Genomic DNA, 15,670 nt, shown 5'->3' on the forward strand with positions numbered 1-15,670 from the left:
TAAGGACATATAGGAACGGCCTAATTTAACCGAGCTCCTTGCACCTTGAATGCAAGACCCGGAGCCGCCGCCCACATGTCCCTTCATCTGTACCAACAATGTCAAAGAGCGCAAAAGCCCGACGCCACTCCAAACCCCTTTTTATCGGGGCGGTTCAGCGCCTGGTTTATGGTAACCTCAGAAGCGACCGTGTCGGCCACCGCTGCGGTGAGGGGGCTCTATATGGGCGACTTTTCGACCGCGCAAGCACAAAATGCATCGAAGTGACTTTTATCCGTCATCCGGCGTCGTTTGTCCCCGCCCGGGGCGCCGTCACTGCGTGTTCGACCGCTGCCTACCTCCGGATTCCCCTGTTTTTCCGGCGATTTCCGGCTCGGACCACCGAAAACAAGGGCCAGCGACCCGGATGGACGTTGCCCCTCGATCAACCGCTTTGACACTCTCCGGCACTGTCACGACGATTCAGGTGAGTCGGGCCTGTTCGACTCGAAGAGGCGCTCCCCCTACCCCTTGGCCCTGGCGATATAGCCGTCGACCACGCGCTCGAGCAGCGTCAGCGGCACATTGCCCGTCTCCACCACGACATCGTCATAGGCCTTGAGATCGTAGCGCGGGCCGAGCGCCGCCTTTGCCTTGTCGCGCAGGCGATTGATCTCGTTATGGCCCATCTTGTAGCCACAGGCCTGGCCGGGCATCGCGCAATAACGCTGCAGCTCGGCGGTGAGCTGGCCGAGCGGCATGCCGGTCGCCTGCTGGAACCAGGCAAGCGCCTGGTCGAAGGTCCAACGCTTGGCGTGGATGCCGGTGTCGACCACCAGCCGGCAGGCGCGGAAGTTCATCGACTGGAGATAGCCGATGCGGCCGAGCGGATCCTCGTCATAGGCGCCGAGTTCGGCCGCAAGCTGTTCCGCATAGAGCGCCCAGCCTTCCGAATAAGCATTGAAGGCGAGCAGCGAGCGGATCAGCGGCAGGCGGTAGCTGTACTCGCCCTGCCAGACATGGCCGGGAATGCCCTCATGATAGCAGAGCGTCGGCAACGAGTAACGCGGCCAGGTCTCGGTCGATTTGAGGTTGATGTAATAGATGCCGGGCTGCGAGCCATCCATCGAGCCCGGCCCGGCATAGCCGTTGGGTGCGCCGTCCTGGATCGCGGGCGGCACGCGTTTGATGATGAGATTGCCCTTCACCAGATTGCCGAAGGCGCGCGGCAGGCGCGTGCGGACATCGGCGATGCGGCCGTTGAGATAGGCGAGCAGCTTCTCGCGCCCGGCATCGTCATTGCTGAAGACCAGGTCGGGCCTTTTGCTGAGCGCGGTCAGCCGGTCGCCCACGCTGCCCTGAGTCAGGCCCTGGCCTTTGAGGAGCGTGTCGATCTCCGCATTGATCGCCTTGTTCTGGGCGAGGCCGAGTGCGTGGATCTCGTCCGGCGTGGCGTTGGTGGTCGTGCCGGCCTTGACCAGCCACCCATAATAATCGTCGCCATGCGGGCGTTGCCACACGCCGGGGATCTCGCTCGCATTTTTGCGGAGATCGGCAAAGGCGGCGATCTGACGATCGAGCGCCGGCGAGACCTTGTCGGTGCAGAGTGTCGCGGCGCGCTCGGCATAGGATGCGGGCAGGCCGGACTTCGCGCATTTCTCGCCGAAGCTTTTGACGATCGCCCAGTCGGCGACGGGGGTGCCGCGGATACCCTTCAACTGGCCGGCGGTGATGTCGATCACCAGCACTGGCGGGATCGCGCCCCTGGCGGCATCGGCGTGCATGCGGCCGGTTTCGCCATCGAGCGCAGTCGCATAGCTTTCCAGCCGCGACAGATAGGCGTCGGCATCCGCGGCACCGGCGACATCATGCTTGTTCTCGAGCAGATCGGGCAGGTCCGAATAAGCGGCGCCGAGCTGGGTGACGATATAGGGCGAGCTGCGATAGCTGACATTGGCATCGAGCACGGCATTCGCGCCGACCGGCATGGTGCGCCAGCCCTCCTCGGCCAGGGCATAGGCGGCCTGGGCGGTGTCGAGATCGAGCGCGGTCGACGGCGACAGACCAGTGCGGTCGAGCTTGCGCATCTGGCCGAGCCGGGCGGTGCAACGGGCCGCGCGAGCCCGATCCCCCGCGATGCTGCGGTCCATGAAGCGGCCGTGCAGCGCGGCGCGATCGCCCCGGTCGATGCCGAGCGACAGGGCATATTCGGGGGAGTCGGCGAGAAGGTCCTCGGCCAATGCCGAGAGCAGCGCCTGGGCCGTTGCGTCGGCCGGGCCGGCGGCGGCCGTCGCCCAGGCCGGAAGTGCCGCCGTCAGGCCGAGCGCGCCCGCGCCAGTGAGAAATTCGCGTCTTGTCGTCTGGATCATGATCGCCCCGTCCGGTGTGACGCGAAAGGTATCGAGGGAATGGAGCTGCGGCTAGGGGGCCAACCGGCGCAAAAACACTGAACGCTGCAGTCGAAGGCCGGTTGCGGCCATTCCGGCATTGCGACGGGGACAAAAAAAGACCCCGCTCCAAAGAACTCCACCCGATGGCTTCTCCGAAACAGCCGATGATTTTGCTCAATATCGGCGAGTATCGATCCGGGTATTGTCGATAGAAATAGCCAATATCCACAAAATGACTCCACAACGGACCAATATTCCCGCGGACGCAGGACAAGAATCGTTGTTCGTGACCGATCTTCGTTCAATATAATGGTCAATATGGGGAGGGGCTGCTTGTGGGATCCAACTACCTCAAGAAATACTACCTCGAAGACAACAAGTTAGCGCAGCGAGCGCGACTGGAGTTCTTTCGCGCATTATCCACCGGCAGGATGATTGCGTTCACCGGATCGATGGCGACCCAAGCTTTCGGCTATGGCAGCTGGGAACAGCTTCGCATGGCGTTTTCGGCGTTGGCGGGCGACGCGGTCGAGCATAGCGGCGCTTCGATCCGCGATGTCTCGGAAGCGTCGGCGCGCATCAAGCGCTTCGAGGAGCGGAGCGCCGCCAGGACCTGGACCACGCCGGTGGGCATGAGCCTGATCGAGGAGGTACTGGAGAAGCTTGGCCCGGCCGAGCCCGAATGGCCGAATGCGGTTCTCAGCAATAGCCGCTGGCCGCTCGACCATTGCGAGAATCTGCGGGAAGCGATGCGAGCCGCCCTGGCACTCCGATTTCGCGTGCCGCAAAGGGGATGGCGGATCGACCGCCCCGGATCGGGTGTGGATCCCGGCCAATTCGACGAGCGCTTCAACGTTCCGGCCGCGCTCTGGAATGCCTTGGGTATTCGCCGCTTCGCCACGCCGTCCTATGATTTCGAGATCGAGCGCATCGCCATGTTGGGTGACCAGCCAAGAGAGGGCGCTGACGGGTCGTTCACCTCTCCTTTCAACCAATTGGCGGCGCTGCGCCGAGCCTCTGGCGAGAATTTCTCCTGGGATCTGGGAAGCGGCCGTATCCGGCGGGTGTTCGCGGATGGCTGGGCGATCGAGAGCGACCTGCTCAATCGCGAGCGCATCGACCGGATGATCGAGTTTGCGGTCGGGACCGATGATGTCGACGGACATGTCATGCATCTCCATGGCCGTGCCTGCAACTGGCGCACGATCATCGCAAGCCAGCGCGACTATGATAATCTGTATCGCCGCAACGACCTGAATCGCGGCCCCTTCGAATTCGCCAAGCGCATGATGATGGGCGGAAATCCAATCCTGTTCGTCGGCCTCGGCATGGGGGAGACGGAACTCAACAGCGAGATGCAGGAATTCATCAGCAACAACCCCTATCAACGCGTGGCGCCGACCTTTCTTCTATGGTCCGCCAGGCCCGAACAGCTGAACCCGGACCAGATCGCCGCGAAGCGGATCGACTATCTTCGCCGACTGGGCGTCCTGACGATCTTCGATACTGATTTTGAGCCGCTCCGCGACCACGACCCCGACCATATCTATGTTCCGCAATCCCCCCGTTCCAAGGTGGCGAGCGACCAGTTCTGCGAGAAAATCTCCTCGACGCGGCTCGATGAGGAAGTCGATTTCGACGAGCCCGACATTTCCAACCGGCAGGATTTGCACGACCTGAAACACGGCATCGACCTGCTGACCCGCGGGATCGGCGATGCGGCGGATGCCTATTGCAACCCTGCCGTCCGGGAACGGCATGTCGGCCGCAGCTGGCGGTCCATGGAGGGGCGCGTTCTGGGTGCGACTCAGGCCGAGCCACCTCGGCCCGTCGTCTTGTGGAATGTCATTTCAGACGAGGCGCCGAAATCGGCCGACTGGCTTCCCAAGATCATCGAGAAGTCGCAAACGGCACGAATCCTGTGCATCATCGGATCGCAAGGCTGCGGGAAAGGCAGCGTCGCGCGGACAATCTCCAATGCGAATGCCCAGGATCTCTGCCTCCAGTCCGTCGCCCAGTGCATGCTGATAAATGGTGGTTTTACCTTCGATACCGATACGGTCCTGGACGGCCTGGCTCGATTCTTCTCACATACTTTCGATCAACGGCTGGAGGCCGCCCCCGGCGCGTTGCCCGGACAGAGTCGCCGGGTTTTCTTCCGGCGGCTCGCGCTGAATGGCGACGTCGGCCGCGACGATCCCAGAGCGCTGGTGATCATGAATGGGATGGAGCGATTCTTCGACATCGCCGGCCAGCCGCTCAGCGCCGAACTGGACGAGTTGCTGGCGCTTGCCAGTCGCCCGTTCGAGCTGCCGGAAACGGATACGGCCGGGCTGGACCCGAAGTCTTCAGACCGCCGGGCGCGTTGGATCATGTTCGGGACCGAGCGCGTCCGAAAATACATGGAGGGAATCAACGCCGAGATATGGGATTTCAACGAACTCAACGCTGGAGCCGATCAACGAGATGACCAGGCCGATATTCCGGGTCGATACCTGAATTCGGTATGGCAGATGGCGAAGCGCCATATGCGTACACCGGGCGAAATGCCGGCCCCGCTTCGGCAAGAAGTCGCACGCTATCATGCCAACCAGCCAGGCCGGATCAGCGGCGATTCCACCGAATTGCGGCGAGCCCTGTTCGGCGCAATCTTCGACGAAGTCACCCTGGGCAAGATTCTGGGGGAAAGCGCCTCTCCTTCCAATATCGCGACTGCGCGCGAAATCCTCAAGGCGCTTGCCTTTATCGGCCTGCCGATAGAGATCGACATCCTCCAGATGATGCCGGCGCTGAAGGATCGCGCACTGGTGGAGGAGACGTTGAAGGCGCTGTGGTCGCAGCGTCTGGTGCTGCCGCTCGCTCCCTACAGGAATCCGACACCGCCGTACGATCCGGATGCGCCGCGTTACGCGCTTCATCGATCGCTGCTGACCGAACTGCGTTACCGTTATGGCATCCCGTTGAGCGAAGCCAAGCTGTCGACCGCGTTCAACATGTCGCTCTATGTCGCCCAGCCGATCGACGGCGATATCCCCGACACGGATATCCACGACGAACTCGGAGATGCGATCGATCGCCTGATAGGGTCCTACCGGATCGTCCCCGGCGCGGCATCGTCCCTGCCGGCACACGCCGCCAATCTGGGCATCGCGCCCGAGGACTATCGTCAGTCGCTCGCGAGCGCCGCGGCTGCGTGCGGCGCAAGCCGCAGACCTGTCACGGACGAGCAATTGTCCGAAATCGAGCGTCTGTGCAGCGCACGCCATGCCCGCGCCTTGCGGGCCGCGCTGGCCCTGGTGCGAAGCTATTATTCCACGACCGGCCTGCTCACGCTGGATAGCGGCGACCGCCTCATTCGCGAAGGGCGCGACGGCGTGCTGCTCGAACATGCGGAAAGGCTCGACGACCTGATCGACGCCTATGGCAAAATGTCGATCGCGCGCGAAAGCCTGAAGAAGGGGATCCACGATTTGTGGATCAAGGACATCGCAAACGATGCAGACAGGGTAAAAAAGGCCGAAGAGGCGCTGCAGGTCTTTCAAAGGGCTTTCGGCAATATCGACCCCTTTTATGCGGACGAACTCGTCTGGCTCCACAACGAGCGCGGCGTCGTGCGGCTGGCAATGGGCGACCTGCACGAAGCCCGGCGCTCGTTTGACCAGGCGATGACCGTCAATCGCCAATGGGTCGAGCGAGACGACCGGGCCCATAATTGGCGCCGTATCAGGCTCAACCAGCTGACGGTCGATATCGAGATGGGCGACATCGGCGTAGCCGAGCGCAAATGCGAGGAGATAATCCGGGAGAGCAGCAGGGAGTCCTTCGTAAATCAACTGCGCGAGGACAAGCTCGCCATTGCAATCGCTACCGGATATCAGGCCTGGTGCCTGCACCTGCGCGGCCGAGCCGACCGGGCGCTCGACAAATACAAGGCCGCGTGCGGCTTGCTTTCAGCTCTTTCGGAGGTGCGCGCCCAAGCCTATTTCGAACGGCTTCGGGCCAACGCGTTTGGCAGCACGAACGATCCGAAAGAGCATTTGCTGACCCTGGAGCGCGCCCTGAATCTGGCGCAGTCGGCCGTGCAGATGGATATCGTACATCGGCTTCAGGTGACCTGGGCCGATACGCAACTCTTCAAGACCGAACCAACTCTTCCCCATGAACGCCAGCGGGCCCACCGCTATCTGGAGGAAGCACTGACCTATGCGATCCACACCGATGTCCATCGCGTGCGGTGCGAGGCATCCATGGCAACGGCCAAGGCACGATTGCAGATGTCGGATTTTGACGGGGCACTGCGATATGCGACCGACGCCATGATGGTCGCGACGCGTTACGGCATGGAATTGCGCAAGATTTCGCTCAGAGCGCTGATCGCCAAGGTAATGGCCGCACGCGGACACCCCGTGACAGCCGAGCACCTCGCACGGACCTGTATCAAGATGGCGACGCGGCAGCGCTATCAGACCGCGATCGAGGAAGCGGCACAGGTCATTACCGATATCCCGCGCATTTCAATCGCGATCAGCAGTTCCGACCGATCCGGTCGTCGCAATTTCTAGCCGCGACGCGAGAGCGTGCCGTCTTATGACCCATCCCGGAGCGGAGGCTGTCGCTCTGCCCCATCCTTCAGTTCCACCCCGGTCCTCCCCTGCTCCCGTGCCGCCCGCAGCAGCCGCGCGATCGTATCGGCTGCCGCGCCGTAGGAAAGGCCATGCGGCGGGCGGATATTGGAGACGCAGTTGCGTTCGCTGTCGCGCCTGCCCGGTCGCGGTTGCCAGGTGATGTACGCCCCGAGGCTGTCCGGCGCGGTCAGGCCGGGGCGTTCGCCGATCAGGATCACGACGAGATCGACGCCAAGCGCCTCGGCGATCGCATCGCCGAGCGCGACGCGCGCCTGGCGGGCCAGTATCACGGGCGCGATCGACCAGCCGGGCAGGCGATCGACCAGCGCCAGCACCATTGAGGCGGCGTGGTTATGGATAGCGGTTGCCGACAAGCCATCGGCAACGACGATCGCCAGGGTTCCACCGTTACGGGCAAGCTTCGCTGCGTCGTCCGGATCGAGCTGGCGGCCGAGATCGGGGCGCTTGAGATAGTCGGACCGATCCTTCGCGCGGCTGCGCACCTCGGTCACGGGACGGCCGATCGCTTCGGCAAAGCCCTTCACCGATAGCGCCGTGTGGACCGCGTCGCGGGCGCGGGCATGGTCGAGCTGGAAATCGAGCAGCGCGCGGGTCGGCAATGCCTGGCCGGCGCGGCCGAGCGCCACGCGGGCCTGGGTCAGGCTGCGCAATCGCCAGGCGAGCGCGGGGACCGGGGGATCAGCCAAGCAGGCCCCTCAGCGCCGGAATGCGATCGGCGGCGAGCGCATGCGGGGCGGCATCGAGGATGCGGCCCTCGGGCGAGAGCAGGCCGATGCCGGCCAGCCACGCCTCGAATTCCGGCGCGGGGCGTAGGCCGAGAGCCTCGCGCAGGTACAGCGCATCGTGGAAGCTGGTGGACTGATAATTGAGCATCACATCGTCAGCGCCGGGCACGCCCATGATGAAATTGACGCCGGCGACGCCGAGCAGAGTCAGGATCGAGTCCATGTCGTCGCCATCCGCCTCGGCATGGTTGGTGTAGCAGATATCCATGCCCATCGGCAGGCCGAGCAGCTTGCCGCAGAAATGATCCTCCAGCGCGGCGCGGGCGATCTGCTTGCCGTCGTAGAGATATTCCGGGCCGATGAATCCCACGACCGAATTGACGAGCAGCGGGCTGAAGGCGCGGGCAACGGCATAGGCGCGCGCTTCGAGTGTCTGCTGGTCGACGCCGTGATGCGCGTCGGCGGAGAGGCAGGAGCCCTGCCCGGTTTCGAAGTACATGACGTCGGTGCCGATCGTGCCGCGCCCTAGCGACAGAGTCGCCTGCTGCGCCTCGGCCAGCAGGGCGAGATCGACGCCGAAGCCGCGATTGGCATCTTGCGTGCCGGCGATCGACTGGAAGCACAGGTCGACCGGCGCGCCGCGGCGGACCAGGTCGAGCGTGGTGGTGACATGAGCGAGCACGCAGGATTGAGTCGGGATGGCGTAAACCTGGCGGATCTCGTCGAGCAGGTGGAGCAGGGTCGCGGTCGTCTCGATATTGTCGGTGGCGGGGTTGACGCCGATCACTGCATCGCCCGCGCCCATCAATAGCCCGTCGAGGATCGAGACGGCGATGCCGGTCGGATCGTCGGTCGGGCTGTTGGGCTGGAGCCGGACCGAGAGCCGGCCGGGCAAGCCGAGCGTGTTGCGGAAGCGCGTGACGACACGGATTTTCCGCGCGACCGCGATCAGATCCTGGTTGCGCATCAGCTTGGAGACTGCGGCGGCCATTTCCGGCGTGATGCCGGGCGCTGCGGCGGCGATGGCCGCGCCGTCGGTGTCGTTCGACAACAGCCATTCGCGAAAGGCGCCCACGGTCAGATAGGCGATGGGGGCAAAGGCCATTTTGTCATGACTGTCGAGGATCAGCCGGGTGATCTCGTCGGTTTCGTACGGGACAACCGCTTCGTCGAGAAAGACCGGGAGCGGCAGATCTGCCAGCACATAGCGCGCGGCAATGCGCTGCTCGGCGCTCTCCGCCGCCACGCCGGCCAGGATGTCGCCCGAACGCAACGGGCTCGCGGCGGCGAGGACATGCCGCAGATCGGCGAAGCGATAGCGCGAGTCCGCAAGGTCGATGTGATGGCTTGGCAGCGCGCATCTCCCCGATCCGGGCCATGACGAGAGGCACGACGCTATCCGGATCGGCCCGTCGCGCAAGGAAAACCGCGCGGGCGCGCCTCAGCCCGCCCCGGCCCTTTCCTTGAGGCCACCGCCGAGCGCGACGTAGAGCGATACTTCGCTCTGCAATTGCGCGCTGCGCAGGGCGAGCAGCTGCTGTTCGGCCGAGAAGAGATTGCGTTCGGCGTCGAGCACCTCGAGATAGATCGACAGGCCATTGTCGTAGCGCAGGCGTGCGACACGGGCGAGGCGGCGTTGGGCCTCCACGCTGCGGACCTGCGCTTCGATCTGTTCGGCGTACTGGCGGCGCGCCACGAGCGCGTCGGCGACTTCCTTGAAGGCGCCTTGTGCCGCGCGTTGATAAGCGGCGACGAGTTCGTCGGCCTGCGCCTTGGTGAGCGCGATGCCGGCGGAAGCCTTGCCCCAGGTGAGGATCGGCTGGGTCGCGTTCGCGGCCGCCTGATACTGGAACGAGTCCCCCGAGATCAGGCTGCCGAGCTGGGGCGAGATGAAGCCGAGCAGGCCCGTGAGCGAGATCTGCGGCAGGAACGCAGCGCGCGCCGCGCCGATATTGGCATTGGCCGCGCGCAGGCGTTGTTCGGCCTGCCGGATGTCGGGGCGATTCTCGAGCAGCGCCGAGGGCAAGCCGGGTTCGAGATGGGTATATTGATCGGGGTCCGACAGCGGGCGTGCGGCGGGCAGCGTATCGGCCATCGGGCCGCCGACAAGCACGGTCAGCAGGCTTTCCGATTGCGCGGTGGTGCGGCGAAGCTCGGCCAATTCGGTTTCGGCTTGGGTGACGAGCAAAGCCGCCTGATCGTAATCGACCGTCGACGTGACCCCGGCATCCATGCGCATGCGGGCGATGCGCAGCCCTTCGCGGCGGCCGGTGACCGAGCGTTCGGCCAGCGCGATCTGTTCTTCGCCGGCGCGGATCTGGAGATAGGTGGCGGCGACCTGCCCGATCAGCGACAGGCGGAAGGCGCGCTCCGCCTCGACGGTCGCGAGATATTCGCGGCGCTGCGCCTCGGACAGGTTGCGCACGCGGCCCCAGAAATCGAGCTCGAAGCTGGAGACCGAAGCGCCGAGGGTGAACTGGTTGAGGGTGAAGGAATCGGCCGAGCCACCCGAGCCGGAGCTGCCCCCGGGAAAGGCCAGCGAGTTGAGCGGGGTGCGACTGCGCGAGGCGCCGGCCTGGAGATCGACCTGCGGCAGGCGCTCCGCATCCTGGATGCGATATTGCGCGCGGGCCTGGGCGACGCGGGCGACCGACTGCGCCAGATCGCGATTGTTGGCGAGCGCGGCGGCGATCAGCGCCTGGAGGCGCGGATCGCCGAAATAATCCCGCCAGCCGATATCGGTCGCGGCCCGCGCGCCTGCCTGGCCTTGCCCGTCGCCTTGCGGGAAGGTCGCAGAGATCGGCGCGACCGGCTGGCGATAGGCCGGCGCGAAGTTGCACGAGGCAAGCGCGGTGGCACCGGCCAGGGCGATCAGGATGGGGACCTTATGCATGAGCGGGTGCTCCGTGATCGGGCGCGGCATCGGACGTGTCGTCGTCGATCGGCTTGCGCTTGCGCGACAGCCATTTGCGCGCGGCATAATAAAAGACCGGGGTGAAGAAGATGCCGAACGCAGTGGCGGTGATCATCCCGCCCATCACGCCGGTGCCGACCGCATGGCGGCTGGCGGCCCCTGCCCCGGCCGCGATGACCAAAGGCACCATGCCGAGAATGAAGGCGAGGCTGGTCATCAGGATCGGCCGCAGGCGCTGGCGCACAGCCTCGAGCGTGGCCTCCAGCGGACCGCGATCGCCGACCTCGTCATCAATCGCGAACTCGACGACCAGGATGGCGTTCTTCGCCGCCAGGCCGATGATCGTGATCAGGCCGATATTGAAATAGACGTCTGCCGACAGCCCGCGAAGCAGGGTGAAGACCACCGCGCCGAGCACACCGAACGGCACCACCAGCAGCACCGACAGCGGGATCGCCCAGCTGTTGTAGAGCGCGGCGAGCAGCAGGAAGATGACGACCAGCGACAGGCCGAGCAGCAGGCCGATCTGGCCGCCGGCCTGTTTCTCCTCGAACGCTGTGCCGGTCCATTCATAGGCGAAGCCGGGCTTCAGCGCGCTGGTGGCGATGCGTTCCATCTCGACCAGCGCCGCGCCCGAGCTCTGGCCCGGTGCGGCCTGGCCCGAGATGGTGGCCGACGGATAGCCGTTATAGCGCTGGAGCTGAGTGGCGCCCGCAGTCCAGGAGACCTTGGTGAAGGCCGAGAAAGGCACCATGGTTCCCGACTGGTTGCGCACCCTGAGGTCAAGCACGTCCTCGGCGCTCATCCGGCTCGGCGCGTCGGACTGGAGATAGACGCGCTGGACGGTGCCCTGGTTCGAGAAGTCGTTGGCATAAGCCGAGCCGAAGCTGATCGCGAGCGTGGCGTTGACGTCGGCGATGGCCAGGCCGAGCGCGCGGGCCTGGACCCGATCGATATCGACATAGAGCTGCGGCGACGGCGCCTGCCCTTCCGGCCTGACGCCGGCGAGCTTCGGGTTCTTGCCCGCTTGCGCCAGGATCGCGCCCATCGCCGCCTGCAACCCTGCCGGATCGTCGCCGACACGGTCCTCGATCTTCATCGAGAAGCCGGTCGCGTTGCCGAGCGCCTGGATTGCCGGCGGGTTGAGCGCGAAGATCGTTGCGCCGGGAATGGCGGCGGTTGCGCCAAAGGTGCCGCCAATCACCGACTCGACCGAATTCGCGGCGCCCTTGCGATCCTCATAAGGCTTGAGCATGACGAAGGAGAGCGCGGCCGACTGGCCCTGGCCGAAGAAGTTGAAGCCGATGACCGAGAACATCCGTTCGAACTGCGGCTGCTTGTAGAGATACGCCTCCGTCGCCTTGACTGCCTCGGCGGTGCGTTCCGCCGTGGCGCCGACCGGCGCGTCGTAATTGACGAGGAAATAGCCCTGGTCCTCATCGGGCAGGAACCCGCCGGGCAGGCGACCGAACAGCAACAGCGTCACCGCGAAGATCGCAGCGAACACGGCCAGCCAGCGCACCGGGCGCGACAGCATCTTGCCGACGCCGCCGACATATTTATCCGTCGCGCGCCCGAAACCATGGTTGAACCCATTGAAGAAGCGCTGCGGATAGCCGCGCCAGCCCTCGGCCGGAACGCGCTCTTCGCCCGGGGCGTGCTTGTGCGGCTTGAGCAGGGTCGCGCAAAGCGCGGGCGTCAGGGTGAGGGCGAGCAACGCGGAGAAAAAGATCGAGACCGCGAGCGTGACGGAGAACTGGCGATAGATGCCGCCGGTCGAACCGGGGAAGAACGCCATTGGAATGAATACGGCGATCAGCACCAGCGTGATGCCGATGATGGCGCCGCGGATTTGGCCCATCGCCTTGATCGTGGCGCGCGGCGGCGACAGCCCCTCCTCCGCCATGATACGTTCGACATTCTCGACCACGACGATCGCGTCGTCGACCAGGATGCCGATCGCCACCACCATGGCGAACAGCGACAAGGTGTTGATCGAGAAACCGAATGCCCAGAGCCCGAGGCAGCCGCCGGCCAGTGCGATCGGCACGACGATCGCCGGGATGACCGTGGCACGCCAGCTCTGCAGGAACACGAACATCACGAGGAAGACGAGCAGCATCGCCTCGACCAGGGTGCGGATCACATTCTCGATCGAGCTCGAGATGAACGGCGTCGTGTCGTAGGAAACCGACCATTCGATATCGGGCGGGAAATTATGTTCCAGCTCAGCCATGCGCGCCGACACCGCGTCGCGCGTGGCGAGCGCATTGGCGCCCGTGGCGAGCTGCACCGCGAGACCGGCGACTTCCTTGCCGTCGAGCGTCGATGTGAACTGATAATTGTCCGCGCCGATTTCGACCCGCGCCACGTCGCCGAGCCGGACGGTGGACCCGTCCGGGTTGGCGCGGATGATGATGTTGCGGAACTGCTCGGGCGTCTGGAAACGGTTCTGGGTGACGATCTTGGCATTGAACTGCGCGCCCGGCCCGAGCGGCTGATCACCGATGCCGCCGCCCGCGGTCTGGCTGTTCTGTTCCTGCACCGCGACCAGCGCGTCGGAGGGCGAGAGGTTGAAGCCGGCGAGCTTTTCCGGATCGAGCCAAATGCGCATCGCCTTTTCGGACGAGAAGAGCTGTGCGTTGCCGACGCCGGGAACGCGGCGCAACTCGTTCAGGATCTTGGTCGAGGCGAAGTCACCGAGTTCCAGCCCCGAGGTCTTGCCGGTCCTGGACTGGATGCCGATGACCTCCAGAAAGCCGGCCGAATTGTCGGTGATCTGGATGCCGAGACGGCGCACGTCCTCGGGCAGACGCGGCTCGGCGCGGTTCAGCCGATCCTGCACCTGGGTGCGCGCGACATCGAGATTGGTGCCGGACTGGAAGGTGACGATGATCTCGCCGGTGCCGTTCGCGCGGCTGGTCGACGACATATAGAGATATTTCTCGACCGAATTGAGCTCGCGCTCGATCACGGCCGTGACATTCTTGTCCATCGTGTCGGCGTCGGCGCCGTTATAGGTATAGCTGAGCGTCAGCGACGGCGGCGCGACCGAGGGATATTGCTCGATCGGCAGGTTGATAAGCGCCATGGTGCCGAACAGCGCGATGAACGCGGCGATGACCCAGGCAAAGACGGGGCGGTGGACGAAAAAGCTGTCCATGACGATCAGTTCCCCTGAGTCTGCTGCGCGGCGGCGGGTGCGGGATCGCCCCTGACCTGGACCTTTTGCCCTGGCTGCACCTTCTGCCAGCCATCGGTGATGATGCGTTCCCCGGCCTTGAGGCCCGATTTGATCACCCAGTTGCCGCCGACCTGACCGCCGAGTTGAACGGGGCGCGGGGCGACCGAGCCGTCCTTGCCGACCACCGAGACGCTGGCATTGCGCTCGCCGATCTGAACCGCACTGGCGGGCACGAGGATGCCGTTGGGGTTGGTGCCCATGGCGATGCGGCCGCGGATGAACTGGCCGGGCAGCAACAGCCGCTCGCCATTGGGGAAGATGGCGCGGAGCACCTGGCTGCCGGTCTGCGGATCGACCACCTGATCGGCGAAATCGAGGCGGCCGACCGGGCCATAGTCGCGGCCATTGGCGAGGACCAGGCGGACCTCGACCTGCGACAGCGGCGTGCTGGCGGCACCGGCCTGGCGCAGATCGAGGATCGCCGCATTGGATTGCGTGAAGACGGCGTAGATCGGCGAGGGCTGCTCGATCGTGGCGAGCAGGGTGGCCTGGCTCGCGCTGACCAGCGCGCCTTCGGTCACCTGCGCGCGGCCGACGCGACCGGCGATCGGCGCGCGGACAATGGTGTAGCCGAGCTGCAGCCGAGCCCGCGCCAGTGCCGCGCGGGCATCGGCGACATTGGCGGTTTCCTGCCGCAGCGTGGCCTGGGCCTGATCATATTCCTGCGCGCTGACGGCGCGTTCGCTGACCAGCGGCGCATAGCGGCGGACCACCGATGCGGCATTGGTCCGGGCGGCTTCCGACCGGGCAAGCGCCGCACGGGACTGTTCGACCTGCTGCGCCAGATCGCGCGGGTCGATGCGGAACAGCGGCTGGCCGGCGGTGACATCCGTGCCCTCCTGATAGAGGCGCCGTTCGACGATGCCGTCGGCACGCGCACGTACCTCGGCGGTGCGCACTGCCTCGATCCGCCCGGGCAGCTCGACGATATTGGGCACCTGCTGCGCACGGACGGTCATCGCGACGACCAGTGGGGGTGGCCCTGCCCCCATCTCTCCTCCCCCGGCGCCGCCTTGTTGCGGATTGCCTCCGCCGCACGAGGCAAGCGCGAGGAGAAACGGGCCGTAAGCGATGCGGCGGAAGATGGTGTTGGTCACGGAAAAACTCCGGGTTGAGCGGCCGGTAAAAGGGGGATCGGGTTTGGGTGCGATCAGCGACTGGGGTAGGTGAGGCTCATGAGCATCTCGAACACTTCGGCCGGCAGCGGCGGCGGGTCGGTCGGGTGCTGCAGCGAGTTCAGCCAGGCGCCGTCGGCGGCGAGGCGGACCAGCGCGCAGGCCGGGTTGTCGTCAGTCGCCGCATGGAGCGCGATGCGGCCCTCGACCCATTTCCCCCAGCCATCCTGCAGATCGGGATCGGCGAGCATCGCCAGGCACAAGGTCCGGGACGAGGTGTGTCCGCCCAGCTTCTGGTCGGCGAACACGCCCTTGAGATAGGCGCGGGTGAAGCGTCCATGCGGTTCCGGATCGGTCGCCATCATCGCTTCCAGCGTCTCGTTGGCGAAGTCGATCATCGCACCGAGCACGCCAAGGACGAGGTCCTGCTTGGACGGGAAATGGTGGAACAGGCCGCCCTTGGTAACCCCGGCGGCTTTGGCGACGGCGTCGACCGTCAGGCGGGACAGGCCCCGCTCCGCAATCAGGTGCGCTGCCGCCAAGGTAAGGGCGAGCCGGACCTTTTCAGGGTCCTTGCGCCGTTCATAGCCCGAGGGTGGGATCATGACGAAAACCGATGGCCGTTAAAACCGACCGTCCGGTATCTTTCAGGAACGA

At 65.1% G+C, this 15,670-nt stretch carries 8 protein-coding genes; 1 reads left to right on the forward strand and 7 read right to left on the reverse strand.

Going from position 1 to position 15,670, the window contains the following annotated elements; all coding sequences use genetic code 11:
• Positions 1 to 503: 503 nt before the first annotated feature.
• On the reverse strand, positions 504 to 2,348 hold the full coding sequence (locus WC729_RS18565) for a DUF885 family protein (RefSeq protein WP_372855525.1): 1,845 nt from the start codon (positions 2,346 to 2,348) through the stop codon (positions 504 to 506).
• 356 nt (positions 2,349 to 2,704) lie between these two features.
• Between WC729_RS18565 and WC729_RS18570 the strand changes: the two genes are divergently transcribed.
• Positions 2,705 to 6,931: an SIR2 family protein gene (locus tag WC729_RS18570; protein ID WP_372855527.1), complete on the forward strand. Its 4,227-nt coding sequence runs from the start codon at positions 2,705 to 2,707 to the stop codon at positions 6,929 to 6,931.
• 23 nt (positions 6,932 to 6,954) lie between these two features.
• On the opposite strand, the gene eutC is transcribed toward WC729_RS18570, so the two are convergent.
• Genes eutC through WC729_RS18600 form a run of 6 tightly spaced genes read right to left on the reverse strand, consistent with a single transcriptional unit; the run spans position 6,955 to position 15,618 of the window.
• On the reverse strand, positions 6,955 to 7,701 hold the full coding sequence (gene eutC, locus WC729_RS18575) for an ethanolamine ammonia-lyase subunit EutC (protein WP_372855529.1): 747 nt from the start codon (positions 7,699 to 7,701) through the stop codon (positions 6,955 to 6,957).
• On the reverse strand, positions 7,694 to 9,160 hold the full coding sequence (locus WC729_RS18580; RefSeq protein ID WP_372855531.1) for an ethanolamine ammonia-lyase subunit EutB: 1,467 nt from the start codon (positions 9,158 to 9,160) through the stop codon (positions 7,694 to 7,696). Before WC729_RS18580 ends, eutC begins: the two co-directional genes overlap by 8 nt.
• A 21-nt stretch (positions 9,161 to 9,181) precedes the next feature.
• Positions 9,182 to 10,633, reverse strand: a complete 1,452-nt coding sequence (locus tag WC729_RS18585) for an efflux transporter outer membrane subunit (protein WP_372855533.1) — start codon at positions 10,631 to 10,633, stop codon at positions 9,182 to 9,184.
• Positions 10,626 to 13,817, reverse strand: a complete 3,192-nt coding sequence (locus WC729_RS18590) for a multidrug efflux RND transporter permease subunit (RefSeq protein ID WP_372855535.1) — start codon at positions 13,815 to 13,817, stop codon at positions 10,626 to 10,628. Before WC729_RS18590 ends, WC729_RS18585 begins: the two co-directional genes overlap by 8 nt.
• A gap of 5 nt (positions 13,818 to 13,822) precedes the next feature.
• A complete protein-coding gene (locus WC729_RS18595) occupies positions 13,823 to 14,995 on the reverse strand; it encodes an efflux RND transporter periplasmic adaptor subunit (RefSeq protein ID WP_372855537.1) in 1,173 nt (390 codons plus the stop codon).
• 53 nt (positions 14,996 to 15,048) lie between these two features.
• Positions 15,049 to 15,618 (reverse strand): TetR/AcrR family transcriptional regulator, encoded by a 570-nt coding sequence (locus WC729_RS18600; protein ID WP_372855539.1) that lies wholly within the window; start codon positions 15,616 to 15,618, stop codon positions 15,049 to 15,051.
• Positions 15,619 to 15,670: the final 52 nt, after the last annotated feature.

This window comes from Sphingomonas sp. (genome assembly GCF_041661825.1).
GTDB lineage: Bacteria > Pseudomonadota > Alphaproteobacteria > Sphingomonadales > Sphingomonadaceae > Sphingomonas.

What these genes read in the sequence shown, in the direction of transcription:
- WC729_RS18565 (WP_372855525.1), bottom strand. Translation starts at nt 2,348, where the DNA reads ATGATCCAGACGACAAGACGCGAATTTCTCACTGGCGCGGGCGCGCTC.
- WC729_RS18585 (WP_372855533.1), bottom strand. Translation starts at nt 10,633, where the DNA reads ATGCATAAGGTCCCCATCCTGATCGCCCTGGCCGGTGCCACCGCGCTT.
- WC729_RS18590 (WP_372855535.1), bottom strand. Translation starts at nt 13,817, where the DNA reads ATGGACAGCTTTTTCGTCCACCGCCCCGTCTTTGCCTGGGTCATCGCC.
- WC729_RS18600 (WP_372855539.1), bottom strand. Translation starts at nt 15,618, where the DNA reads ATGATCCCACCCTCGGGCTATGAACGGCGCAAGGACCCTGAAAAGGTC.